Here is a 15,799-nt window from a genome sequence, read left to right on the forward strand (position 1 = left end):
TCAGCGGGCGTTTTGCAATCGGTTAAAAGCTCATCCATCAGGACGGGATCAAGGGTTTCCATGTGACTGCTCCTTGCGGGGGGTCCGCTGTTATATAGCAGTTACACAGTTCAGTTTACAGTCTCCTCGAATAATTTGTTAGTGATTTACCACCACGAAAATACAGCTCCAATAACTCCTCCAATTATAGCTCCAGCAACAGTTCCAACAGTCTCGCCTACTTTGCCAAAATTTCTTCCAATATCAGCACCAATATCAGCCCCTGCTTTTGCTCCCTCTATAACTCTCTGAAAAGTAGATTGTCGAATTATTTCTTTCTGCTCATCATTAAGATTGATTCTTGGTTTTTCTTCTTGCTTCTTGTCTTGTTTTTCTTCTGTATTTTTTGTTGCATCCTCTTCGTCTTTTTTTTTGGTTTGGCTAATATCACTTTCCATTGATTTGAGGAAAGGTAATGCTCCTTCATCGCTGAATCTTAAATATACTTGAGTAAAAAGTTCTGGTAGCCATGTTTTTCCATTTGGCAAAATTTTAGAGACGTTTGATACTGCTACAGATGGAATTTTTTGTGCGTCGGTAAAATATTTTCCTATTTCTTCTCTAATTATATTTGTTCTTTCAATTAAATCCGTATCAAAGTCGTCGGCTTTATCTGCTCTAGTAAAAATCAATATGGCTTGCTTCCAACAATCTTTTCCTAGCGATTCTGTAATTATTTGAATTCCTCTTTTTTCATCTGAACTGAGCCGTGTTTCGTCTAATCTTGAAACAAACCATATAGAATCTACACTATTGATATGTTCTTTTATTTTCTTGATATATATCTCGTCATTTCCAACTTCAGGCAGATCGTCACATAAGCCAGGTGTATCAATAATTTCATAAATTAAATCGCCGTGTTTATGCTGAAATGTAGAAACTTCCATTGTTGTTGGTCGATATTTTCCAGTCGGCGCAACTTCTTCACCAATTAATGAATTTATTGTGCTTGATTTGCCAACTCCAGTCCTGCCAACTAACAGGAATTTTAAATTATCCTTTCTGCCAAACATTTTCTTTGCTATTTCTGCAATGTATTTTTTCTGAACTTCTTCAATTTTCATTTAATATCTCTTATAAGGTTTTGAGGGGGAGCGATCTAACATCACTAACGTTAAAGCATTTTATGCCGTGTGCGGCAGCACTGGGCATAAATGTCTTGTTGGACGGAACCGCGTGCTACGGAGTCCCACACTTTATCTATAAGGGGATTGCTTTTCCTGCCCATCGCCAGGCTAGCCCATGCTGCCGGGTTATTCCCCACCAACTGCTGCTTTTCCATTGCCTTTTCACCGCCTGCCACCCTGATTGTGGTCAAACATAGCACAGGGTCAGGGGCGTTTCGAGATGTCCGAAGCCCTGCCGACATGATTTAAAACAAACGCTACCGCCCTAGCGTGTACACACTAAAGCGGCAGCGGGCTTTCCCTGACTGTCATTTGACCAAGTGTAATTTATAAAATAGCTTGATGGAAACTGAATTTTCCCAGCCAGATTACACTGCATCCTGTTTACAACCGTACCTGCGTCCCAATCTCCACAACCTGTTCGGTGGGCAGATGGAAGTAAGTCGCCGCACTTTCCGACTGGCGCATCATCCAGCCAAACAGCGCACACCGCCAATAAGGTAAAACCCCCTCGCAGTTGACGATAGCCGTGCGTGCGACAAAGAAGGTGGTATCCGCCGGGATTTCCAATTGGTAACGCCCCGTCCCTTGCAAGGCTTTGCCCAAGTTAGGCTCTTCGCGGAAACCAAAGCGTACTGATACGGTATAAATGCCCGCTGCCAGCCCCACGACTTTCAAGCGTTCGTCTTCGGCAATATACGGCACGTCTGCATTATCCACGTGCAGGAAAATGATTTGCTCGTGTACCACTTTGTAATGCTTGATGTTGTAAAACAAGCGGCTGGGCGCGAGCTTGGGTTCAGAAGTCAGGTAAACGGCAGTGCCGGGTACGCGGGTAATGTTGGGGAGGGGTTTGGCGATAAACTGGTGGATGGTGGTATTGAGTTTGCGGCGGTGTTTTGCCACCAATTCGCTGCCGCGTTTCCACGTGGTCAGCAGGGTGAAAATGATAATGCCTAGCGTCACTGGCATCCAGCCGCCATGCCCGATTTTGCTTAGGTTGGAACTAAAGAAGAAGATTTCAAACAGCCCGCAGATCACAACACAGGCAATGATGGTTTTACGGATGCGTTGGTTGGGGCGGGCAATCGCAACAATCATAATCAGCAAACTGGTAATGATCATCGTGCCGGAAACCGCAATCCCGTAAGCTGCCGCCAACGCGCTGGAAGAGCTAAAGCCCAGCACCAATAACAGCACGCCGAGCAGCATCAGCCAATTGACGCTGGAAATGTAAATTTGCCCACGTTCGGTATCAGAGGTGTGTTGCACGCGCATCCGTGGCAGATAACCCAAGCGCACCGCTTGCAAGGTAATGGAATACGCCCCGGAAATCGTGGCTTGTGACGCAATCACGGTTGCCATCGTCGCCAATACCACCAGCGGGACAAGGAAGCCCTCCGGTGCTAACAGGTAAAACGGGTTTTCCGCACTACTGGCTTCCCGAATGACCAATGCACCTTGCCCAAAGTAATTGAGCAATAAAGAGGGGAACACCAGCCCATACCACGCCACCCGGATCGGTTTCGCGCCAAAATGCCCCATGTCGGCATACAGCGCTTCACCCCCGGTCATTGCCAGAAATACGGCGGACAGCAAGACAAAGGCAGCCGCCGGGTGTTCTATGCCAAATTTCACGGCATACGCGGGGTTGATGGCCTGCAAGACTTCTGGGGTTTGCAGGATGCTCATAACGCCCAGTGTCCCCAGCGTCAGGAACCACACCAGCGTGATCGGGCCAAACAGTTTGCCGACTTTCGCCGTGCCAAAACGTTGGATCATGAACAAGCTGATCAAAATGCCCAGCGTAATCGGGATAATCAGGTGCTCAAATTGCGGGGTAGCGACACTAATCCCTTCCACCGCTGACAGCACGGAAATGGCAGGGGTAATGATGGCATCGCCGTAAAACAGCGCGGCGGCGAATACGCCGATGATGCCAACCGCTTTCGACCATGTTGGGATATTGATGCGGGTATGGCGGTGCGCGAGGGCTTGCAAGGCCAATACCCCGCCTTCACCCTTGTTATCAAAGCGCAGTACCAGCCAAACGTATTTGAGCGACACGATCAGGGTAATCGCCCAGAACAGTGCGGAAAGGGTTGCCAATACATTGGCTTGGTTCGGTTGCAGATGACCGCCGATAAACGCTTCCTTAAAAGCGTACAGCGGGCTTGTGCCTATATCGCCGTAGACAATGCCTAATGCGGCAAGTGTTAGCGCCCCTAGTTTTTCTTTCGGGGCATGTTGGGTTGTCATATCAGGATTCCTTCCTACAGTTGGAAACGGTAGTCGATGCCAGTTTCAGTGAGAAAATGGCGCGGTTGGCTAGGGTCATCTTCGAGTTTCTGGCGTAAATGCCCGACATAAACCCGCAGGTAATGGTTACTTTCAACGTAAGTGCTGCCCCAGACTTCACGCAGCAAATGGCGGTGGGTCATGACCCGCCCTGCATTCAGCAGCAGCAGGCTTAACAGGTGGAATTCAATCGGGGTCAAGCGCACGGCTTGCCCTTTGCGGTTGACCTTGCGCTGCAATAAGTCGACTTCAACCTCGCCAAAACGGATCAGCGGGCTTTCAACGCTGGGGTTGAATTGGCTGCGGCGTAATAGCGCCCGTACCCGCGCCAGCAATTCGCCGGTTGAAAAGGGTTTGCTCAGGTAATCATCTGCCCCGGCATCCAGCGCCTTGATTTTGTCTTGGTCGCTAACGCGGGCAGACAGCACTAAAACGGGCAATTTCGACCATGTGCGCAGGTGTTTGATCAGCTCCAGCCCATCACCATCGGGTAAACCGAGGTCAAGGATGATCATATCCAGCCGCTGGTTTTGGATGGCTTGCAGGGCGCTGTGGTAAGTGCCTGCTTCCGTGACTTGGTAGGACTCATTTTCCAGCGCGGTGCGGATAAAGTGGCGGATGTGCTGTTCGTCTTCTACCACCAGAATATGGCTAATTTGTGTGTTCATGCGCCATGACCTGCTGTGGGAAGGGTTCGGTTTCGATGATCGGCGGAATGCCCAAGGGCAGGTGGAAACACACGCAACCGCCGCCGTGGGTGGGGTTGCTGGCGGAAATGTCGCCGTCATGGGCTTCAATAATGGCGCGGCAAATACTTAAGCCCAGCCCGACACCGGGGATATTGGATTCGCTATTGCCACGTTCAAACAGCTCGAACACTTGGTTGAGCTTGTCGGCGGGGAAACCTTCGCCGGGGTTGCACACACAGATTTCCACCTGCGTGGGTAACAGTTTGGCAGTGATTTGGAGGGTGGAGCCGATGGGCGAATATTTGGCGGCATTTTCCAACAAATTGCAGAATACCCGTTCCATCAAAGTGGCATCGAATTCCAATAAGGGCAAATCGGCAGGCAGGCTGACGACCACGCGGTGATGCTGCAAGGCCAACCGGAACAGTTTGGTGCTTGCGCCGATGACTTCTTCCAGTGGCTGCCATTCTTTGCGGAACTTCATCCCACCCGCTTGTAAGCGTGCCATTTCCAGCAAATTACTGACCATGCTGTTGAGGTGCAGGGATTGGTCGCGGATCGCTGTCACCAATTCTTGCGCCTGTGGGGAAAGCGGCGGGCGCAGCAGGGAGAGGGATTCCGCCAGACTGTACAACGAAGTCAGCGGGGTGCGGATGTCATGCGAAAGCGCAGAGAGGATTGAACTGCGCAGGCGTTCCGACGCGATTTGCAAGCGTGTTTCCTGTGCCACTTTTTCCAGTTGGTACAGGCTCATGGTTTGTTGTTCACGGCTGGTGGCGTCTTCCGCCTGTTTACGCAAACCGGCAGTCAGGTGGGTAATGATCAGTGCCACCACCAGCATGACCGTAAACGTGACCAAATACTGGATATGGCTGACTGTAAAGGAATAGTGCGGTGGGACAAAAAAGAAATTGAACGCCGCCACGCTGCAAAGCGCGGTGAGGATAGCGGGTCGCCGCCCCAGTTTGACCGCGACCAGCACCACGGTCAGCAAAAACAGCATGGCAGTATTGGCGAGGTCGAGATGGTTATGCAGCGGCATCGCCAGCAAAATGGTGACGGCAACGGCTGCCAGCGCGAGCAAATGCCGTTGCCACAATGCTTTAGGGGGCAGCCACGCAAACCCCGACAATGCGGGAAAAACGTCCTTCATATGACACTAAATCCACCTATGGGGGTATTGCGGCGGATTCTGGCACTTCGGGAATAAAAAAGATGTAGAAATTTCGCAACTGTCCTGTGTCGCGGGGAACTTTTGACTGTTTTCCTAATACATCTGGGGGTAGGTGATTTCTAATCACCACGGTGGTGGCGGGGGAACTACTGGCAGGGCGGTACGCTCCACATCCAATCCCGAATCTCCGGCATATCTTGCCCGTACTGGTTAATGTACTGCCGATGTTCCACCAACTTATCTTTGAGTTGCTGCTTCAGATAACTACCCTTGTCGCCTGCTTGCGGCAAGCGGTCAATCGCATCCATCACCAAATGAAAACGGTCAAGGTCGTTCACCACCGTCATGTCAAACGGCGTGCTGATCGTGCCTTCTTCCTTGTAGCCGCGCACATGGAAATTTTCATGGTTGTTGCGCCGGTAAGTCAGCCGGTGAATTAACCACGGATAAGCGTGAAATGCGAAAATCACCGGCTTATCCTGGGTGAAAATTGTGTCGAAATCGGCATCGCTTAAGCCGTGCGGATGCTCGCTCGGTGGTTGCAGTTTCATCAGGTTGACGACATTCACCACGCGGACTTTCAGCTCGGGTAAGTGTTCGCGCAGGATCGACACCGCCGCCAGCGTTTCCAGCGTCGGCACATCGCCACAGCACGCCATCACCACGTCGGTTTCGTCCGTTTGATCATTACTCGCCCATTGCCAGATGCTAATACCTTGGGTGCAATGCTTGACGGCGGCATCCATCGACAGCCATTGCGGCGCGGGATGTTTGCCCGCAATCACCACGTTGACGTAATGGCGGCTGCGTAGGCAATGATCCATCACCGACAGCAGGCAATTGGCATCCGGTGGAAAATACACCCGCACAACTTCGGCTTTCTTGTTTACTACATGGTCGATGAAACCGGGGTCTTGATGGGTGAAACCGTTGTGGTCTTGCCGCCAGACGTGCGAAGCCAGCAGGTAATTCAGCGAGGCAATCTTGCGCCGCCACGGCAGGTGCGCGGTGACTTTCAGCCACTTGGCGTGCTGGTTGAACATCGAATCAATGATGTGAATGAAGGCTTCGTAGCAATTGAACAGCCCGTGCCGCCCGGTCAGCAAATAGCCTTCCAGCCAGCCCTCGCATTGGTGTTCGCTGAGCATCGAATCCAGCACCCGCCCACTGGGGGCGAGAAATTCGTCATCTGCTACAGTTGCAGCATCCCATTGGCGTTGGGTTACTTCAAACAGGGCTTCAAGGCCGTTGGACAGCGTTTCGTCAGGGGCGAACACGCGGAAATTGCGTTGCTCACCGTTCAGCGTTGCCACATCGCGTAAGAATCGCCCCAGTACGTGCGTATCGCCAATGCCGCTTACACCGGGTGTGGTTACGTCCACCTCGTAATCTTGGAAATCCGGCATCCGCAAATCGCGCAGCAAGATACCGCCGTTGGCGTGAGGGTTTGCACCCATGCGCCGTTCACCCGTGGGGGCAAGTTCCGCCAGTTCCGCGAGTAAACGTCCGTGTTTATCGAAAAGCTCATCGGGGCGATAGCTTTTGAGCCAATCTTCCAGCAATTGGAGGTGTTCGGGATGGGCTACGGGGTTGGAAAGTGGCACTTGATGCGCCCGGAATGTGCCTTCAATTTGCACGCCATCGACCACCTTCGGCCCTGTCCAGCCTTTGGGGGATACCAGCACGATCATCGGCCAGCGTGGACGGGTTAAATCGCCGTGGACGCGAGCCGTTTGCTGGATGTCTTTAATCTGCGTTATCACCGTGTCGAGCGTTGCTGCCATTGCTGCGTGCATTAACGCTGGTTCGTGGCCTTCCACGAAATAAGGTGTCCAGCCGTAGCCGCGCAATAACTGTTCCAGTTCCTCGCGGCTGATGCGGGCAAGCACGGTCGGGTTGGCAATCTTGTAGCCGTTGAGGTGCAGGATCGGCAACACTACGCCATCCGTGACTGGATCAAGGAATTTGTTGGAATGCCACGAGGTCGCCAGCGGCCCCGTTTCAGCTTCGCCATCGCCGACCACGCACGCTACCACCAGATCGGGATTGTCGAATACCGCGCCGAATGCATGACTCAGCGAATAGCCCAGTTCACCGCCTTCGTGGATCGAGCCGGGGCATTCCGGCGAGGCATGGCTGGGAATACCGCCGGGAAACGAAAATTGCAGGAACAGCTTTTGCAACCCCGCCTCGTCTTGGCTGATGTCGGGGTAGATTTCGCTGTACGTGCCTTCGAGGTAGGTGTTGCTTACCACCGCAGGCCCGCCGTGTCCGGGGCCGGAGATGTAGAGCATATTGAGGTCGTATTGCTTGATGATGCGGTTCAGGTGCACGTAAATGAAATTCTGTCCGGGTGTCGTGCCCCAATGCCCTAGCAGGGTGTGCTTTACATCCGCCAGTGTCAGTGGGCGTTTTAACAGTGGGTTGTCGAACAGGTAAATCTGTCCGACGGAGAGGTAGTTAGCGGCACGCCAGTAGGCGTCCATCCGACCTAGCAGTTCGGGGGAAAGTGTGGTGCTCATGGTTCAATGATTCCTTACCCGGCGATACGTTGCGCCAATATTGTGAGCAGCTTGTCGAATGGCTTATTGAATTTTTCGACACCTTCGTCTTCAAGCTGTTGCGTCAGTTGGTCGAGGTTGATGCCCAGCGCGGGCAGTTGTTCCAGCAATTGGCGGGCTTCCGCAACATCCTGTTCGAGCTGTGCTTGTGGTTCACCGTGGTCGCGGTAGGCATTCAAGGTTTCCATTGGCAGGGTGTTGACCGTATCCGCGCCGATCAGTGCTTCGATGTATTTCACATCGCTGAACGCAGGATTTTTGGCGCTGGTACTTGCCCACAGCAGCCGCTGGACGTTTGCACCTTGCGCTTCCAAGGCTTCAAAGCGTTCGCTGTTGAAGAGGTCTTGGTAGATTTGGTAGGCGACTTTGGCGCTGGCAATCGCCACTTGTCCGCCTAACGCTTGTGCTGCGGGGGTTTCCAGTAGCGGGTCTAGCAGCGTATCAATGCGGCTGACAAAGAAACTGGCGACGGAGGCGACTTGCTGCACGGGCTTGCCTTGCGCGAGGCGGGCTTCAATACCAGCGATGTAAGCTTCTGCGACCTGCCGATAGCGCGGCAAACCAAACAACAGGGTGACGTTGACGTTAATGCCTTCGCTGATGAGTTGTTGGATGGCGGGCAATCCGGCGGCAGTGGCGGGGACTTTGATGAACACATTCGGGCGGTTCAGGGCTGCCCACAAACGCCGTGCTTCTTGCGACGTGCCGTCGGTATCGTGCGCAAGGTGCGGGTTGACCTCTAGGCTGACATAGCCATCTTTGCCGTTGGTGCTGTCGTAAACCGGGCGGAATGCGTCGGCGGCGCTTTGCACGTCTTGCTGGCTAAGGGTTTCGTAGATGGCTTCTGCACTGTTGCTCTGAAGTGCCAGTTCATGAATGGCGTTGTCGTAAGCGTGGCTGTCGGTAATGGCTTTCTCGAAAATGGCGGGGTTGGAGGTGATGCCGCGCAAGTCATCGTTCTCAATCAAACGCCGCAGTTCACCGCTGGTTATCAGGTCGCGCCGGATGTAATCCAGCCAGATGGATTGACCGAAATTTACCAGTTGTTGCAGGGGATTATTTTTCATGGTCTTGTTTCCTTAATTCCGCAGTAATGCATTAGCAATGCAGCGTCTATTTCCATTAGGCGCTCTATTTAATGGTATGGCAAGTTTTGGCTGGCTATTGGGTTTCATGCCTATTATTGTGGGTGTATGGTTGTGTTTTTATGGCAACAGTATGTTGCTATAGAGGCAACTTTTTAAATACAAAATAATTGCTTAGGAATTTATCGGATAATGCTATATATTAACTAATAGCTTTCGTAAAAAATATCAAAAAGATAATAGTGTGCCACAGTGGAGGATTTTGAAATGAGTATAGGAAATGCAGTGCAGCATGGGACGTTAGTTTATATTTATGATGAAAACCTCAAGCAAACCATGTCAGTTTCGTCAGCGGGACGTTTTCCCAGTGATGGGTTGGTGGGGTACACAGCTCGTGCTGTCCATGTGCGCCGAGGGTCGATGGTGTATGCCTACGACGAGAAGGGGCGTGTTCTCAGCTCAGCACCCGTCAAACACACACTTATTCGTGGTCAATAGTGGTTAGAACTTATCGTTTTGGCAGTGCTATTTTTTTGGTGCTGCTGTGTTTATTGTCCGCGAGCGAAGCACTCGCCCGCCCAAAAATTGGTCTGGTGCTGGGGGGCGGCGGTGCTGCCGGGATCGCCCATGTGGGTGTTTTGAAAGTGCTGGAAGCTAACCACATTCCCGTTGATGTGATTGCGGGTAACAGCATGGGTGCGGTAGTTGGTAGCTTGTATGCCTCTGGCATGAGCGTTGCCGAGATTGAGCGGGTTTCTAAAGCATTGGATTGGGGCAAACTGTTCAGTGATGACACCTCGCATCAGTTAAAGTCTTATCAGCAAAAACAGCAAAGTGCAGACTTTTTCACGGTGTTTGAATCCGGGGTGTCCAAACAGGGCATCAAGCTACCCAGTGGCCTGATTGATGGTCAACACCTGATTTTTGAATTGCGGCGCTTGCTGGCTCCGGTAGCGCAAATCAGCAACTTTGACCGTTTGCCGATTCCGTTCCGCGCAGTTGCCACCGACATCCGTACTGGTGACGCAGTGGTGTTGAAACAGGGGAATTTGGCGAGTGCGGTGCGTGCCAGCATGTCGATTCCGGGCTTGTTTGCACCCGTCACCCTCGATAACCGTTTGCTGGTGGATGGCATGGTGTCGAATAATCTGCCCGTCGATATTGCCCGCCAGATGGGGGCAGACGTCCTCATCGTATCGAGCATCCCCCCCGACTATTCCCGTAAATTGGATACCGCTTTGGACATCAGCTTGCAGTCGATGGATTTGCTGGTGCGTAAAACCAGCGAAGCACAATTGGCAAGCCTGACTCCGCAAGACATCCTGATCCAGCCGCCCGTTGGTGAAGTTGGCAGGCTTGATTTCTCGCGGGTGGATGAAACAGTGGCACTCGGTGAAAAAGGTGCGCGTACCCAATTGGCAGCCTTGCAACGTCTGGCAGGCAGTTTGAGCAGCGACGCCAACCAGTTCGCGCAACCAGCCCACCCGATAGATGAAGCGGTCAAAGTTGCCAGTGTGCAAATTGAAAATAGCTCTTCACTGCGCGAAAGCATTTTGCGGAAGGCGCTCAATATCAAGCCGGGCGATATTCTGGATAACCAGCGTTTGCAGGATGGTCTGAACCGTATCTACACCTTGGGGTATTTCAGCTTGGTAGACTATACGCTGACCCAGCTTCCGTCCGGGGATTATGGCCTGAAGGTAATCGCGAAAAAGGCGACCGAAGGTGAGCATCGGGTGAGCGTTGGCTTCTCGCTGGGCGATGATTTTAATGGCGATACCCGCTATCAGGCCGGGGTGAAATATGTCCAGAAAGGCTTGACGGATTCGGGTACTGAATTGCGTGCCCAAGCGGTGATCGGGCGACGTTTGTTAGCCGAGGCGGAAATCTACCATCCGCTAGGCATTGGCGGTACGTTTGTTGCCCCGCGTGCATGGTATCAAGAGCGTGATGCTAATAGTTTGGACAATGCCCAGCAGCTTGCCAAAATAAGGGCGCGGGAAGCGCGGGCGCAGGTGGATATTGGGCATCCGGTCGGCAATTCTGGCGAAATCAGGGTAGGGGCGTTTTATCAAAAGACCAAGCCACAGCCCAAAGCTGGCACGTTGGGTGTGGCGGATACAGCATTGACGGAAGCCGGGATCAAACTCCAGTATCAGGCTGATACGCTGGACTCGATCAACTTCCCAACCAAGGGAGGTCAGTTGACTGCCGCCTATACCCGTGGCGTTACAGCGATGGGAAGTGACAAGAATTTTAACCGCATTGAATTGGAAGGCGACCGCGTTTGGAGCGTGCATGACAAGCACCGCTTTATCGCCAGTGGGCGGGCAGTGGCAACGGCTAATAATGGGGCAGCGGTATTGGATAGTGGCAATGCCTTGGAAACCCATACCCTGCAAACGGGGCGCTTGGTGTTTTCTGATAATGCCCCGTTGATTGGCAATGAAACGGCAGAAGGTTCCTTGACCTATATGCGCCAAGTCGCTGAAATCCCAGAAATAGCCAAAGTGCATGTGGGGGCTTCAGTGGGTGTCAGTCAGGCGTGGCAGCAGCGTGATACGGTTGATTTGGGCGGTATGCGGACTTCGGGCACGGTTTTTGTGGGTGGTGAAACCCCCATTGGCCCTGCGTTTGTCGGGGTGCGCAAGACGCAAGGGGCTGATCATCAGACGTATTTCACCTTGGGGCGGGATTTCTGAGGTTTTAAGCAACGGCGCTCGCATCTGTGTGTACATTGGCTTCGTCAGCTTTGCTTTCCACCAAAATGCCCTTAGCCCTTTCGATTTCTTGCTCAGTCCCATTGACGATAACATTTTCTTCGGTGTGATAGTCCTTGCCAATAACCGACAGTTTTTGCATATCGTAACCCGCTTTTTGCAGTTCCTTGACGGCGCTTTCAGCGTCATGGTGGCTGCTAAAAATCCCAACGGCTGAATTGTGTTTGTTTGTCATGATAATTCTCCATGATTTTAGGTAAAACACGGCATTGTTTTCATAATGAAAAATATGTTCAGTTTTATTAGGCGCTATATTTGCTTGTGTTGCAAGCTTCTGTCACTATAGATATGAAATAAACCTGTTTCCGTAATTTAAAATTATTGAGACGGGATAAGCCTCAAAAGGAGAGAAAGTTATGGATGCTTCCATTAACGAACCACAAGCCACCCCACCAGCGGCAGCGTCGGGCGGAACCTTCAAACAAGTACTGAAAGTTGATGCCGCATTATTTGTTGGGATCACATTTTTTGCCATGCTAGGCGTTGGCATTACCAACTATCGGGTCGATAGCGCCTACAGCTACTGGAGCTATATGCTGATTTCATTGGCAGTGGTGACAACTGTCTGGGGAATCTGGCGTGCCAAAAAACTGGGGTTAATGGAAAGCGGTAAGTTGTTGTACCAGCAAGCTATTTTGTGGGGTGCGGCGTTAGTTTCCGTGGCGGTAATTTACCGGCTGTTGGGAGCGGGGCGTATCAATGTCGATACCACGGGTTTGCTAGTCCTACTGATGCTGACCTTCGCCACCTTTGTTGATGGGATGTTGGTCTCGTGGAAACTGTATGTGGTGAGTGCGCTGTTGCTACTGACCTTATTGATGGCGGCTTACGTCGGGCAGTTCCTGTGGATAATCATGCTGGCTGCGGCAGTATTGGTCGGGCTAATGCTGGTTTTTGTGGTATGGAAAATACGTTCTTACGGATAGTGGAAGGTTAGCAATATTTTAGTAATACAGGAGTTAATATCATGGCAGTTTTAGTTGTTGTCGCTAATGCGGCACGGGCGCGTTTTTTTAGTGCAGAGCCATTAAATGCCAACGCCTCACTGATTGAGTTGGAAGATAAGGTTCATCCCGGTTCACGGTTACATGGGCGTGATTTGGGGACAGATTCACCCTCGCGGGTTTTTGATTCGCAGGGTCATGCCCGTCATGCGGTGGAGCTGCCGACAGACCTAAAAGAGCAGCAGGTTGATGCTTTCGCCCGTGAGGTGAGCAGCCATCTGGAGGAAATGCGCAATGCCAACCGTTATGACAAGTTATACCTTATGGCTTCGCCGCATTTCCTTGGTTTGTTGCGTGGGCATTTTAGCCACGGTTTGACGCAACTGATTGCCGGAGCTGTGGATAAAGACCTTACCCAACATTCGGCGGAAGAAATCCGCGCACATCTGCCTGATTTTATGTGACGAAATGCAGGGGGGAACATGATGGAATACAAGGACTACTACAAAGTTCTGGGTCTGACCAAAGAAGCCACGCAGGATGACATCAAGCGCGTCTACCGTAAATTGGCGCGTAAATATCACCCTGACATTAGCAAGGAAGACAACGCCGAAGAACATTTCAAGGAAGTGGGTGAAGCCTACGAAGTGTTGAAAGACCCGGAAAAACGCGCAGCTTATGACCAGTTGGGCGAAGACTTGAAAGCCCAACGTGATTTCCGCCCACCGCCAAACGGTGCTGCTGGAACGGGTCAGTCCGCTGATTTTGATGATTTCTTTGCCAACTTGTTCGGGCAACGTGGTCGGGGTGGTGCTGGTGGTGCAGGCCGTGTGTATCAGGAAAATGGTGAAGACAGCCACGCCAAGGTGTCGATTGATTTGGAAGATGCCTATCGGGGTGCGACGCGCAGCTTGAATTTGCGTTCCTTCCAACAAGAACGCACCTTGAATATCAAAATCCCCAAAGGGGTCAAGCAAGGCCAGCATATCCGTCTGCAAGGGCAGGGCAACCCCGGCATCGGTGGCGGCAGCGCGGGTGATTTGTACTTGGAAATAGCTTTCAATCCGCATCCACTGTACCGCGTTGAAGAACTTGATGTTTATCTGGAATTGCCGATTGCCCCGTGGGAAGCCGCGCTGGGCGGCAGTGTCAAAATCCCAACCCCGGATGGGCCGGTGGATATGAAAATTCCGGCAGGCTCATCCAGTGGGCGCAAGTTGCGCTTGAAAGGACGCGGTATTCCGGCGCAGACACCGGGCGATTTTTACGTCACCTTGAAAGTGGTGATGCCGGATACCTTCAGCGATAAAGCCAAAGCCCTGTACGCTGAATTGGCGCTGGAACAAACCTTTAATCCGCGTGCCGGAATGGGAGTGTGAGTGATGGAAACCGTGAAACGAGAGGAAACCGTCGTGGGTATTCTGGAAGAAGACGTGCTGTTTTCGCTGGAAGAACTGTGCCGTTCCTGTTTTCTGCCTGCCGAACAGCTTTTGGAAATGGTTGACGAGGGCATTATCGAACCCGTCAACTACCAGCAAACCACCACGAGTTGGCAGTTTGCAGGCAATAGCGTGGTGCGGGTGCGTACCGTGATTCGGCTTCAACGCGATTTAGGTGTCAATCTGGCGGGCGCTGCTTTGGCGGTGGAGTTGTTGGATGAAATCAAAGCATTGCGTAAGAGTCCCCAGCATGGTCATTAAAAAATGAAATCAGCGAGGATGGTGTGATGCAAAAAATAGTGACCGCAGGTTCGACGGTTATTTACCTGTTCGCCGCCTTATCCCTCATCGGTATGGCGCTCATGATTATGGGCTGGTCAGTGTATGAGGTGGTTTCCAACGTTCCGGTAAGGGGTGAGTTTATTCCGGCAATGCTGCAAGCCGTGGGGACTATCATCATCGCCGCCGCCATTCTTGATGTCGCCAAATACATGATCGAAGAAGAAGTCTTTATGAACAAGGAACTGCGTGAGCCTGAAGAGGCCAGAAAGACGATCACCAAAATAATGGTCATTATCTCGATTGCGGTGAGCATTGAGGGCTTGGTTTATGTGTTCAAAGCCGGAACAAAAGACATAAAGCTGCTGCCTTATCCCGCATCGCTCATTATCGTCTCAGTTTTTCTGATTGTGGGGCTGGGTATCTATCAAAAACTCAGTGTCACCATCGAAAAAGAAGATAAAAAGAAAGCTATACAACTCTCAATGGAAAAAATTTAGTAAAGGAGAAGAAAATGTCTAGTGTCGGTTATCATGAACTCGTAGAAGAACTCACGGCTGAAACCCGCGATATGCACCGCGCCATCGTTTCGCTCATGGAAGAGCTGGAAGCCGTGGATTGGTATAACCAGCGGGCGGATGTCTGTAAGGATCAAGAACTCAAAGCCATTCTGGAACACAACCGTGACGAGGAAAAGGAACACGCCTCAATGTTGCTGGAATGGATTCGGCGTAAAGACGCAAGGTTTTCCAAAGAACTCAAGGATTATTTGTTCACTGAAAAACCTATCGCCGATAAATAAGTGACCGAAGGACTCGTCTGATTGTCTAAAACCATTAGGCCATTACACTACTTACTCTGCTTCACGTAAATCAGCTTGTCGGTCGCAAACCCAAGGCTCTTGGCCTTTTCCACGAGGCGCTGTTGCACGTCCGCATCCAGTTGCGGAGTGCGTGACAGAATCCACAGGTAATCGCGGTCATTACCGACGATCATCACGTATTGGTAATTCGGGTCGAGTTCCACAATGTTGTAACCACCGTAGAAGGGGCCAAAGAACGATACCTTGAGCTGCCCCACATCCTTTGCTCCCACGAATTTGGCACGGCCTTCAGCCTCTTCCCATTTCTGCTTGTTGGTATTGTAACCCCGGTTGATGACACGAATATCACCATCCTCACGTGGGTCATATTCTGCCGTCACCTGCTCCAGACCGCGCTCGAAGGAATGATCAAGCCGAGCAACTTCGTACCACTTGCCCAGATAACGATCGGCCTTAAAACTCGTTACCGGGGTAATGCCGTCGGGGACGCCGACACAACCTGCCAACAACCATGCCAGCATCACGATAAATAATTTTTTCATGTTCAAATCCTTTTAAATT

Annotated in this window: 15 protein-coding genes; 7 read left to right on the top strand and 8 right to left on the bottom strand. The window is 51.5% G+C overall.

Annotated elements, in window-relative coordinates:
• Window positions 1-146: 146 nt before the first annotated feature.
• From PHE17_RS14025 to tal, 6 genes are all read right to left on the bottom strand, one after another.
• Window positions 147-1,103, bottom strand: coding sequence for a GTPase (locus tag PHE17_RS14025; RefSeq protein ID WP_301016514.1), 957 nt, complete (start codon window positions 1,101-1,103; stop codon window positions 147-149).
• A gap of 447 nt (window positions 1,104-1,550) precedes the next feature.
• The gene (locus PHE17_RS14030; protein ID WP_301016515.1) at window positions 1,551-3,425 is read right to left on the bottom strand and encodes a KUP/HAK/KT family potassium transporter; all 1,875 of its coding nucleotides are present in this window, start codon (window positions 3,423-3,425) and stop codon (window positions 1,551-1,553) included.
• A 14-nt stretch (window positions 3,426-3,439) separates the two neighbouring features.
• Window positions 3,440-4,132, bottom strand: coding sequence for a response regulator (locus PHE17_RS14035; RefSeq protein ID WP_301016516.1), 693 nt, complete (start codon window positions 4,130-4,132; stop codon window positions 3,440-3,442).
• A complete protein-coding gene (locus tag PHE17_RS14040) occupies window positions 4,116-5,306 on the bottom strand; it encodes a DUF4118 domain-containing protein (RefSeq protein WP_301016517.1) in 1,191 nt (396 codons plus the stop codon). Before PHE17_RS14040 ends, PHE17_RS14035 begins: the two co-directional genes overlap by 17 nt.
• A 167-nt stretch (window positions 5,307-5,473) precedes the next feature.
• The gene (locus PHE17_RS14045) at window positions 5,474-7,849 is read right to left on the bottom strand and encodes a phosphoketolase family protein (protein ID WP_301016518.1); all 2,376 of its coding nucleotides are present in this window, start codon (window positions 7,847-7,849) and stop codon (window positions 5,474-5,476) included.
• 14 nt (window positions 7,850-7,863) lie between these two features.
• On the bottom strand, window positions 7,864-8,955 hold the full coding sequence (gene tal, locus PHE17_RS14050; RefSeq protein ID WP_301016519.1) for a transaldolase: 1,092 nt from the start codon (window positions 8,953-8,955) through the stop codon (window positions 7,864-7,866).
• A 569-nt stretch (window positions 8,956-9,524) separates the two neighbouring features.
• On the opposite strand from tal, the gene PHE17_RS14055 reads away from it, so the two are divergent.
• Window positions 9,525-11,675 (top strand): patatin-like phospholipase family protein, encoded by a 2,151-nt coding sequence (locus PHE17_RS14055; RefSeq protein ID WP_301016520.1) that lies wholly within the window; start codon window positions 9,525-9,527, stop codon window positions 11,673-11,675.
• A 4-nt stretch (window positions 11,676-11,679) separates the two neighbouring features.
• Here PHE17_RS14055 and PHE17_RS14060 read toward each other — a convergent pair whose 3' ends face one another.
• Window positions 11,680-11,928 carry a general stress protein gene (locus tag PHE17_RS14060; RefSeq protein ID WP_301016521.1) on the bottom strand — a complete coding sequence of 83 codons (249 nt, stop codon included), beginning with the start codon at window positions 11,926-11,928 and terminating at the stop codon, window positions 11,680-11,682.
• Window positions 11,929-12,109: 181 nt separating this feature from the next.
• Here PHE17_RS14060 and PHE17_RS14065 point away from each other — a divergent pair, with 181 nt between their 5' ends.
• Genes PHE17_RS14065 through PHE17_RS14090 form a run of 6 tightly spaced genes read left to right on the top strand, consistent with a single transcriptional unit; the run spans window position 12,110 to window position 15,217 of the window.
• On the top strand, window positions 12,110-12,679 hold the full coding sequence (locus tag PHE17_RS14065) for a hypothetical protein (protein WP_301016522.1): 570 nt from the start codon (window positions 12,110-12,112) through the stop codon (window positions 12,677-12,679).
• Between the two features lie 41 nt (window positions 12,680-12,720).
• A complete protein-coding gene (locus PHE17_RS14070) occupies window positions 12,721-13,161 on the top strand; it encodes a host attachment protein (RefSeq protein WP_301016523.1) in 441 nt (146 codons plus the stop codon).
• 18 nt (window positions 13,162-13,179) lie between these two features.
• Window positions 13,180-14,076: a DnaJ C-terminal domain-containing protein gene (locus PHE17_RS14075; protein ID WP_363320120.1), complete on the top strand. Its 897-nt coding sequence runs from the start codon at window positions 13,180-13,182 to the stop codon at window positions 14,074-14,076.
• A gap of 3 nt (window positions 14,077-14,079) precedes the next feature.
• The gene (locus PHE17_RS14080; RefSeq protein WP_301016524.1) at window positions 14,080-14,397 is read left to right on the top strand and encodes a chaperone modulator CbpM; all 318 of its coding nucleotides are present in this window, start codon (window positions 14,080-14,082) and stop codon (window positions 14,395-14,397) included.
• A gap of 26 nt (window positions 14,398-14,423) precedes the next feature.
• On the top strand, window positions 14,424-14,915 hold the full coding sequence (locus PHE17_RS14085; protein WP_301016525.1) for a hypothetical protein: 492 nt from the start codon (window positions 14,424-14,426) through the stop codon (window positions 14,913-14,915).
• Between the two features lie 14 nt (window positions 14,916-14,929).
• The gene (locus PHE17_RS14090; protein WP_301016526.1) at window positions 14,930-15,217 is read left to right on the top strand and encodes an encapsulin-associated ferritin-like protein; all 288 of its coding nucleotides are present in this window, start codon (window positions 14,930-14,932) and stop codon (window positions 15,215-15,217) included.
• A gap of 47 nt (window positions 15,218-15,264) precedes the next feature.
• On the opposite strand, the gene PHE17_RS14095 is transcribed toward PHE17_RS14090, so the two are convergent.
• A complete protein-coding gene (locus tag PHE17_RS14095) occupies window positions 15,265-15,780 on the bottom strand; it encodes a lipocalin family protein (RefSeq protein WP_301016527.1) in 516 nt (171 codons plus the stop codon).
• Window positions 15,781-15,799: the final 19 nt, after the last annotated feature.

Source organism: Thiothrix sp. (genome assembly GCF_028714775.1).
In the GTDB taxonomy this organism is placed as follows: domain Bacteria; phylum Pseudomonadota; class Gammaproteobacteria; order Thiotrichales; family Thiotrichaceae; genus Thiothrix.